This window comes from Pseudoalteromonas sp. SR45-1, from assembly GCF_014163655.1.
In the GTDB taxonomy this organism is placed as follows: domain Bacteria; phylum Pseudomonadota; class Gammaproteobacteria; order Enterobacterales; family Alteromonadaceae; genus Pseudoalteromonas; species Pseudoalteromonas distincta.
Genome location: NZ_JACJDR010000010.1, coordinates 25,673 through 35,407 on the forward strand (window position 1 = coordinate 25,673; position 9,735 = coordinate 35,407).

The following is a 9,735-nucleotide window of genomic DNA, read 5'->3' on the forward strand; positions in this document are numbered from 1 at the left end:
AGATTACCTTGAAATTGTATAAAAGGCTCATTTGAGCCTTTTATACAATTCTTTGCAGTTAAGTATTAAGTGTAATTAACTCAATGTAATATATATTTTTATACTACAATTTAAGCTCATAAATTAATTGAGATTATAATGCGCCTACTACTTACTTTATTACTAGTTACTTTAAGTGGCTTTGCTGTAGCAGAAGAAGAAAAAACAGAACTACCACCGGTAGACCCCACTTACAATGCTGAGCATCCTATGGCTTTGGTTAATCAAGGCTCATCTATAATTGCGATTAACTTACCTAGTTATAATTCTCCAGATGATGTGCAAGTTGTTTATAAAATAGGAAACCCCGATGTCGCACTCTTAAACTTTGTTAGAAATGCTGAGCTAATCACGGTTAAGCCACAAGCGTTTAATATTCAACATTTAATGCGTGGTGAAGAAATTACGATTATTGCCGATATTTACGAGGGTGATTATCAACAAGGTGGCAGCTTAATTTACTCAAAAAAAGAGCTTGAACTGAGTAAGCAACTGTATGCCAGAGAGCTAAAAGATTTAAGTGAATCATCGCAATGGCAAGATTACGACATGATTAATCTAGGCGGTACTGAGCGTATTTATATTCATAAAATTCAACAAGCGCCGAGCTATAACCATCTTATTTTTGTTGATTTAGTTAATGCATGTATGCAAAAGCTTCGTACCTCAAAACGTGTCCCAGCTGAAAATGAGCTTACCTATAAATTTATTAACTGCGGCACGCTTAAACCACTTTATTACAATGCTGATGACTTTAAAAAATAGTTACTTATATTCAGTTATGAGTTTGATCCCTTGCTTCATTGCCTCAACTGATTGCCCTGCAAAGCCTAAGCGAACATAACTATATTGCTTAGGCATTAAACTTCTCACTGAATCAGCAAAGTAAAACTCAGATTCTGCTTGTAAATACACGCTTTTACTTTGCATTGCTTGTTTTATATTACTCGTATTTTTATTTAAGTTAACCCACATTGCCATACCGCCGTCTGGCTTTTTATACTCTATTGGTAGCCCCTGTGATTGCAGCAACGCTAACGTGTTGTCCATTGCTTCATAACGTTGTTTATAGTGTTTAGTCATGCGTTTTAAGTGGCGCTCAAATCCACCTTCTTGCATAAAGTGCGCAACGGCTAGCTGCATAACCACATCATTTTTATGATTCATTAACTGCTTCCATGCGGTTAACTGTGCTAATACTTCAGGAGCTGCACAAATGTAGCCAATTCTAGCGCCTGAGAACATGATTTTAGAAAATGTAGATAAGTAAATAATAATCCAAGCGGGATCGTCCCCAGCCATAGGTTGCAATGGCTGACAGCGATAATGAAACTCGTGATCGTAATCATCTTCAATAATCATTACGCCATACTCATAACATAATTGATAAATTTGCATGCGCCGTGTGGGCGAAAGCGTAACGGTAGTTGGATATTGATGCAGCGGGGTTAAGTACAGCATTTTTATTGGATATCGTCTAAGTTGCGCTTTTAAGTCATCAACACATAAACCATATTCATCTTGTTTTATATCTATTAATTGCGCGCCACAAGCAGCAAAGGCTTTGCGTGCTGGTGGGTAGCCTAAAGTCTCAACGGCTAAGAAGTCATCTTTACTTATAAAGGCCTTTGAAATTAAAAACAAAGCTTCTTGTGAGCCATTACATACAAGTAAGTCTGATACTTTTAAACTTCTAGTTTTATGTAAGTAATCACTTATCTGAGTTTTTAGCTCACTCACTCCACCTATATCACCATAATGAAGTTTACTGGTATCTAAATGATTAAATACATGGCTCATAGAGCGTTTAAATTCTTTATAGGGAAAGCTATTTAAATCAGGAAGTCCACCTGCGAAATTATATACGTAGTCTTTTAAATTCATTGCCGGAATAGGCACGGCTAACTCTGTAGCAAATTTATAAGGTTTTGGTGTTAAAACTGGCGTGTGATCACAGTTAGCACTGCTTTGAATTGGTAGTGTTTGAGTGACGCTATACCCAGAGCGTTCATGGGATTCTAGCCATCCTTCGGCTACTAATAACTGCAATGCGTTCATTATTGTATGGCGATTTAACTGATACGTTTGCGCCATAACTCGAGCAGAACTGAGTTTTATACCAGGTGCAATATCTCCCTTTACGATAGAACCACGCAAAGCATCTGCAACTTGTATGTACTTAGCTTTGTTTGAGTCATTAAATTCAATATTAAGCGGTTGCATGTTATCCTTTTATAACTGGTATAGCTAAAAAGCCAATTCTGGTTGTTTTTACCAAACCAAATTAGCGTACATTTGTTGCTCGTAAATAGCAAAGCATAGAGGCAACATGTTTACTCAACAGATACATAAAACAAATAAGGTAATTTTAGAGCCATTAAATTATGAGCATTTAAAAAGCTTATATAAAGCTGGGCAACATCCAAAAATATGGGAATGGGTATTAAGCAACTATACAAAAACACCCGAACAGTTAAAGGAATGGTTTACCACCAGTGCACAATTTAATAACAAAGAACAAATTGTATTTGCCATAGTAGACATAGCCAGCAAAGAGGTTGTAGGCACTACACGACTATTTAGATTAGATACGCATAACTTAAGTGCTGAAATTGGTCATACATTTATAAGCCATCACTGGCAGCAAACTTATATTAATACTCACACTAAATATTTACTGCTTAGCTACGCTTTTGACGCGTTGAATTTAGTGCGAATAACATTTAATACCCACGCAAAAAATCAAAAATCTCGAAATGCAATTACTCGACTAGGCGCCAGATTTGAAGGTATAGCCCATAAAGATAGATTGCTAAGTGATGGAAGTTACAGAAGCACTGCAAAATTTAGCATTATTGACGAACATTGGCAGAGCATTAAGTTGCAGTTAGAGGAGAAGCTTTAATGTACCCACCCACACATTTTCAAGAACATAATATTGAACGTTTGCAAGCATTAGTTGAGCAATTCCCTCTAGCGAGTATTTTAATGCCCTGCTCGCAAAGTGACTTAAATAATATATGCCAAGTGCCTGTATTGTATGAGCCCTCACGTAATGTATTTATTGCACACGTAGCAAAACATAACCCGCTAGCGCAATGTGATAAACAGTCAGTAAAATTACTATTTAGTGGCGATAACTGTTATCTATCTCCCTCGTATAGTAATAATAAAACACTGCCGAGCTGGCTTTATTCATCAGTACAAGTAACTGCAAATGTGAATATTATTGAAAGCGATAATGAGAAAGACAAAATAATGCGGCAACTAACGAGCCATTTTGAGCAAGGCTTTACGCCAATTTGGAAGATTACTGACGTGCCCAAAAGCAATCGCCAAGCAATGTATCAACAATTAAGCTTTATAGAATTCACTCCCACTCATTGGAGTGGAAACTTTAAGCTAAGCCAAAATAAATCACCAGAGGTAAGAGCACGAATAAAACAAAGCCTAGAACTTGCCAATAAGCGCTCTATTGCAAAACTATTTTAGGCATAAAAAAAGGCCCTTTCGAGCCTTTGGATTAACTTTGGAATAGTTAAAAATTTTTAAATTAGGTAAGCGTTAATAGCTGTGGAGCAACACTATGATAATCAACAGCCATAGCAATACTTAACGCTGTAATATTAATAATTGAAAATGCGAACACTTTACGTGCCCAGCTACTCATATCAATATTACGACGATAACCACGTAGCGCCATTAGCAACCACCAAAAGCTGGTAATACAAGCAACAGCCATAAAAGCAGCACCTGTGTAGCCAGTAATTGGCAGTAACATCACAACTAGGGCATATACAGCAATGTAAAGTACGATATGGCGCTTTGCTTTATCAATTCCTTGCGCTACAGGTAATACAGGAATACCTGCAGCTTGGTAATCTTTAAAGCGAAAAATAGCAATGGCATATGAATGCGGCATTTGCCACAAGCTAAACATGACTAGCAGTATTAATGCGCCCATATCGAACTGCCCTGTTACGGCGCAGTAACCAACTACTGGCGGTACAGCGCCAGAGAGACTACCTACAAAAGTGCCATATACTGAGTTGCGTTTCATGTAGAGGCTATAAACCCCTACATAAATTACGTAGCCAAAGGCTGCAAAAAATACCGCGGCTTGAGTGGTGTAGGCGATAAGTAAACCAAAGCCCACAACACCCAATAAAATACCGTGACTAAGTGCAGCAAAGGCCGACATTTCGCCCGTTACTGTAACCCGCGTACGAGTACGCGCCATGGCCACATCTATGTCTCTATCTATAACATTATTGATAGCGCAACCCGATGCAACCACTAGCGACAAACCAATTAATGTGGCAATCATTAACCATGGGTCTATATCACCGCGCGAGGCAAGTAAAAACCCGCCCGCTACGCTGATCAAATTGCCCATAATAATACCCGGCTTTGTCACTGATAAATAACGACGAAACATCTTCAACTCCTAGTACATCATCATTGCGTTAGATTCATAAATGATCCAAACAGATAACCCAACAACCATTACGATGATCAGAGCACTGAATAGGAATGAAAAAGTACTTGCACGGCCATCTTCGGTGGTAAAATTAAGGTGTAAAAAGTATTTTAAATGCACCCAAATTTGTACGATTGCTAAAGTAACAATGCTCCAAAGCGTTGTTGCTTTTGAGAAGTCACCTTCCATTACCATGTAAAACGGTATAGCAGTTAAAATTACCGATAGCACAAAGCCAATTAAGTAAGTTTTAACACTGCCATGAGATTCATCATGATGATCACTTTGCGTTTGCTTTAACGCATGCGTTTCGCTGTGGCTCATTACATTGCTCCCATTAAATAAACAACGGTAAATACACAAATCCAGACAATGTCTAAGAAGTGCCAAAATAGGCTTAAGCAGCTTAAACGCGTTACGGTTGCTTTACCTAAGCCGCGTTTAGCAACTTCAATCATCATTATGGTCATCCAAATTAGACCCGCTGTTACATGTAAACCATGTAAGCCAACTAATGAGAAAAACGATGTTAAAAAGGCACTTTGTTGTGGACCATTGCCATGCACAATTAGGTGATGAAATTCGTATACTTCCATACCAATAAACACAGCACCTAAACAAAACGTAACAAATAACCAAGTCAGTGTTAGTGCCTTTTTTTGCCCTTGAGCGGCAATCATGGCAAAACCAAAAGTAATACTACTAATCAGTAGTGCTGCAGTTTCTACTGCTACAAAGTCGAGTTCAAAAATATCTTTACCCGATACGCCACCGGCTGTGTTCATAAATAACACAGCGTAAGTGGCAAAAAACGAGGCAAACAGTAGGCAATCGGTCATTAGGTATAACCAAAAACCAAATACGGTATCACCCGAAGTATCGTGGTGATCATGCGCGTGGGCATGATCATCGTGTGATACAGAGTCTAAATTTGCAGAAAGTGTACTCACGCTTTTAACTCCTTAACGCCACTTGAATTATATGCAGCTTCAATGCGTGCAATTTCATCAGGTTGTATATAGTAATCTACATCGCTGGTGTAACAACGTTTGATAAATATGGCAATTCCGCCTACTAGTCCAACAACAGCTAACCACCAAATATGCCAAATCATTGCAAAACAAAATACTGTTAAACTTGCTGCCATTAACACGCCAGCTGATGTGTTTTTAGGCATATGAATAGGGCTGTAGTTTGCTTTATCTTGATATGCTTGACCTTTTTCTTTCATATCGGTCCATGCATCAATATCATCAATATGTGGAATTGTTGCAAAGTTATAAATTTGCGGAGGTGAACTTGTAGCCCACTCAAGTGTGTGGCCGTTCCACGGATCGCCTGTTGTATCGTCAAGCGCTTCACGGTCTCTAAAGCTCACATATAATTGAATTACTTGGCTGATAATACCAAACATAATAATTACAGCACCGCCTGCGGCAATGTATAACCACATGTTCCAATCTGGGTTGTTAGTGTGGTTTAAGCGACGTGTCATACCTAAGAAACCAAGTACGTACAGCGGCATAAATGCTACGAAGAAACCAATAATCCAACACCAAAATGATGCTTTGCCCCATTTTTCATTAAGTTTAAAGCCCATTGCTTTAGGGAACCAAAATACAAAACCGGCCAGGTAACCAAACACAGCACCACCAATAATTGTGTTATGGAAATGTGCAATTAAGAATAAGCTGTTATGCAGTACATAATCGGCGCCAGGAATGGCAAGTAATACACCGGTCATACCGCCTACGGTAAAGGTAACCATAAAGCCAAGAGTCCAAAGTACCGGTACACTTATACGTAATCGACCTCGGTAAATAGTAAATAACCAGTTAAACAACTTAACCCCAGTTGGTACGGCAATAACCATAGTCATTACCCCAAAGAACGCGTTAACGTTAGCACTTGAGCCCATAGTAAAGAAGTGATGTAACCAAACAATAAAGCCTAAAATTGAGATTGCACCGCTGGCATAAACCATCGATTTGTAACCAAACAAACGTTTACCGGCAAAGGTCGAAATAATTTCAGAAAAAATACCAAACGCTGGTAATACTAATATGTATACCTCAGGGTGACCCCATGCCCAAAACAGGTTGATGTACATCATGGCGTTACCGCCCAATTCATTGGTAAAGAAGTGGAAGTCTAGATAACGGTCAAGCGTTAGCATTGCAAGTACAGCAGTTAAAATTGGGAATGATGCTGCAATTAAGATGTTTGCCCATGTACATGCCCATGTAAAAATTGGCATTTTCATTAGGGTCATACCTGGTGCACGCATTTTAAACACGGTTGCTAAAAAGTTTACGGCTGTTAGCAGTGTACCGAGCCCGGATATTTGCAAGGCCCAAATATAATAATCGACCCCCACCCCAGGGCTAAAGGTCAGCTCCGAAAGCGGCGGATATGCCACCCAACCTGTTTTTGCAAATTCACCAAATACAAGTGATAAGTTAATTAAAATTGCACCACTGGCTGTAAACCAAAAACTTAAATTATTTAAAAATGGAAAAGCAACATCGCGAGCACCAATTTGAAGTGGTAATACAATGTTCATTAGACCAATCATAAATGGCATTGCCATAAATATGATCATGATTACGCCGTGGGCAGTAAATATTTGGTCGTAGTGTTCTGGTGGTAAATAACCTGGCGCACCACTGGTAGCAAGTGCCAACTGCGCACGCATCATTATTGCATCAGAAAAACCACGAAACAGCATTATTAGTGCTAAAAGAATATACATTACGCCTAAGCGTTTGTGATCAACAGACGTGATCCAGTCGCGCCAAAGCACGCCCCATTTTTTATACTTTGTAATAAGCCCGGCAATAATAAGCCCAGCTATCGCAATAACCGACATCGTGAACACAAGAATTGGCTCATGAAACGGAATTGCGTCGAGTGAAAGATTACCTAATAACGACATTATTATTCCTCGCCTTGGCTGTGAGATGAAGGCATTGAGTGCTCACTCATTTCATGATGCTTTTTACTCATTTGCCCATGTTCGCCCATTGCATGGTGTTTTTTGTTCATATCGCCATGCGCCTGCATATACTTCATAACAATGGTATGAAATAAGCCGTCATCAACTTTTCCGTAATATGTTACTGGGTTATTTTCACTTGCTTTTGCAAGCTCAACATAATTTGCATGAGTCAGGTTATTAGCGCTTGAATTCGCTTTCACATCACTCACCCACTTATCAAAGTCTGCTTGAGTTGGTGTAGCAATGGCATTAAATTTCATGCCAGTGAAACCTGCGCCGCTGTAATTTGCTGAAAAGCCTTTAAACGTACCTGGCTCATTTGCAATTAAGTGAAGCTTGGTTTCCATCCCAGCCATTGAGTATATTTGACTACCCAATTGCGGAATAAAAAATGAATTCATTGTGCTCTCTGAGGTGATTTTATATTCAACAGGTACATTTGCTGGGAACACTAATTCATTAACCGTAGCAATACCTTGCTCAGGATATATAAATAGCCATTTCCAGTTTAATGAAACCACTTCAACAGTAAGGTGTTCACCTTTACCTTCAATGGGTTTATAGGGGTCTAAGTCTTGGGTAGACTGCCAGGTAATAACACCTAAAATGATTACAATAACAATAGGAACAGCCCAAACAACGGCTTCAATTTTATTTGAATGAGCCCATTTTGGAGCATAAATTTCTTGGTTTTGAGTGTCTCTATATTTCCAAGCGAAATACAAAGTCATCACAATAACGGGAACGACTACAAGCAACATAAGCACGGTTGCGATGATGATTAAATTTTTCTCATCAATGCCTATCTGCCCTTTTGGATCGAGTATCCCGCCTTTACAGCCTGACAACGCCAGCACTGTACTAGCTAAAGCAATATTACAAAGGTTACGAATTAACAAGAGAGTATCCTACAAACCTAGAGTTTCAATTTGCTGCTTAAAATAAAAACCAAAGCAACGATTTTTCAATAAAAACCCAAGTTAACTAGAATTAAATTATAAAAATAAGGGGGCTATTCAAAACCTAAAGCTCATGCCATTAATGACCTAGCAACAAACCCAGCTTTCTAAACGCATTTATATAACGTAATAAAAGTTAACTTGGGTGAGTGGTGGTTGGCTGAAATGTGTTTAAAAAAACACGGAGCTACTTTGTTTTAGCTAACCTTAATTATTTACAGCAAGAACAAATAATTAAAACCAGCAACAAGATGCAGCGTTACAGGCAACCTGTAAAGCTAGGTGGAGCACGACAACCATGTGAAGAGATCACAGGCTGAAGAACTTTAGCCTCGCTAAAAGCAAAGGCTGCTTTACGGAGGATTATGCCAGCACGACGCGCTGGACAAATATGGAACAATAACCAACAAAGGCCAATAAGTAACTGACTTGATATGATCGGATGAGCTAAAAATTGCGCAAGATTAAGTAACAGTGGCTCTACAATAAACCCATCACTTAATAGCGCTTCAAGCTTGAAGGCATCCTCTAGTGCACCGCTTAGCAACATTACAGTATTAAACACTAATAAAGTTATAGCTACACACACGCCCTTGCCTGCTTTATTCAAGCGTTCACACGTCTGCGGCTCGCCAGAGGCAAGTTCCGTAGCTGTATGATGCAAAGAAAGTGTGTTCAAATACATTAACCTACTAAAATGACTATAACAAAATTAGAGTAATACAGTTTGCAATGGAAAAATTTAAAAAACATTGCTGTTGTAAACCCTAAAACCAGGTGCTAAATACAATCAAATCGAGCTAGCACATATTTACCTAGCGAAAATTGATCCGTATCAACCAAACTTTCAAAACTTACTGAAAGTACGAACGTGAGTATAACAAAGAGAATTTTCTGTTCAACTAAAAATCAATTAATTTGAGTTAAGCTTTCGAAGCTATTTTGTTAATAAAAAATAACACGATAAAAAACATTCGGTTAGCTAAATTAAAAAACGATTTAAAGAGAAATATTTAATAGGATTATAGGTTTTTAGGAGGGAGTAATAATTGTGTGGCACAAATAAAAACAGCCCAAATTCAGTCACCACCGAACTTGAGCCGCCTTTCACACTGACAACATCTTCACACACAATATAAAGATTCTTGGTTTACACTACGTGGCAATTGTAGGGAATAAAAACAACTCAAGCTAAGTCACCACCGAACTTGAGCTGCCTTTCACACTGACAACATCTTCACACACAATATAAAGATTTT

At 38.6% G+C, this 9,735-nt stretch carries 10 protein-coding genes; 3 read left to right on the forward strand and 7 right to left on the reverse strand.

Annotated elements, in window-relative coordinates:
- Nucleotides 1–138 precede the first annotated feature (138 nt).
- Nucleotides 139–804, forward strand: coding sequence for a hypothetical protein (locus H5089_RS11565; protein WP_182712244.1), 666 nt, complete (start codon nt 139–141; stop codon nt 802–804).
- Here H5089_RS11565 and H5089_RS11570 read toward each other — a convergent pair whose 3' ends face one another.
- The gene (locus tag H5089_RS11570; RefSeq protein WP_182712245.1) at nt 805–2,262 is read right to left on the reverse strand and encodes a PLP-dependent aminotransferase family protein; all 1,458 of its coding nucleotides are present in this window, start codon (nt 2,260–2,262) and stop codon (nt 805–807) included.
- 106 nt (nt 2,263–2,368) lie between these two features.
- On the opposite strand from H5089_RS11570, the gene H5089_RS11575 reads away from it, so the two are divergent.
- On the forward strand, nt 2,369–2,944 hold the full coding sequence (locus H5089_RS11575) for a GNAT family N-acetyltransferase (RefSeq protein ID WP_182712246.1): 576 nt from the start codon (nt 2,369–2,371) through the stop codon (nt 2,942–2,944).
- Nucleotides 2,944–3,531 (forward strand): FMN-binding negative transcriptional regulator, encoded by a 588-nt coding sequence (locus tag H5089_RS11580; protein WP_182695053.1) that lies wholly within the window; start codon nt 2,944–2,946, stop codon nt 3,529–3,531. Before H5089_RS11575 ends, H5089_RS11580 begins: the two co-directional genes overlap by 1 nt.
- A gap of 61 nt (nt 3,532–3,592) precedes the next feature.
- Here the strand turns inward: H5089_RS11580 and cyoE are convergent, their stop codons facing one another.
- From cyoE to H5089_RS11610, 6 genes are all read right to left on the reverse strand, one after another.
- Nucleotides 3,593–4,477: a heme o synthase gene (gene cyoE, locus H5089_RS11585; RefSeq protein WP_002958102.1), complete on the reverse strand. Its 885-nt coding sequence runs from the start codon at nt 4,475–4,477 to the stop codon at nt 3,593–3,595.
- A 9-nt stretch (nt 4,478–4,486) separates the two neighbouring features.
- Nucleotides 4,487–4,843 carry a cytochrome o ubiquinol oxidase subunit IV gene (cyoD, locus tag H5089_RS11590; RefSeq protein WP_002958101.1) on the reverse strand — a complete coding sequence of 119 codons (357 nt, stop codon included), beginning with the start codon at nt 4,841–4,843 and terminating at the stop codon, nt 4,487–4,489.
- Complete coding sequence (gene cyoC / locus H5089_RS11595) at nt 4,843–5,469, reverse strand: cytochrome o ubiquinol oxidase subunit III (protein WP_002958100.1); 627 nt, start codon at nt 5,467–5,469, stop codon at nt 4,843–4,845. Before cyoC ends, cyoD begins: the two co-directional genes overlap by 1 nt.
- Nucleotides 5,466–7,454 (reverse strand): cytochrome o ubiquinol oxidase subunit I, encoded by a 1,989-nt coding sequence (gene cyoB / locus H5089_RS11600; RefSeq protein ID WP_024596558.1) that lies wholly within the window; start codon nt 7,452–7,454, stop codon nt 5,466–5,468. The genes cyoC and cyoB overlap by 4 nt, the downstream gene beginning before the upstream one ends.
- A gap of 2 nt (nt 7,455–7,456) precedes the next feature.
- The gene (gene cyoA / locus H5089_RS11605; RefSeq protein WP_182712247.1) at nt 7,457–8,416 is read right to left on the reverse strand and encodes a ubiquinol oxidase subunit II; all 960 of its coding nucleotides are present in this window, start codon (nt 8,414–8,416) and stop codon (nt 7,457–7,459) included.
- Nucleotides 8,417–8,735: 319 nt separating this feature from the next.
- A complete protein-coding gene (locus H5089_RS11610; protein ID WP_002958097.1) occupies nt 8,736–9,155 on the reverse strand; it encodes a hypothetical protein in 420 nt (139 codons plus the stop codon).
- Between the last annotated feature and the right edge of the window lie 580 nt (nt 9,156–9,735).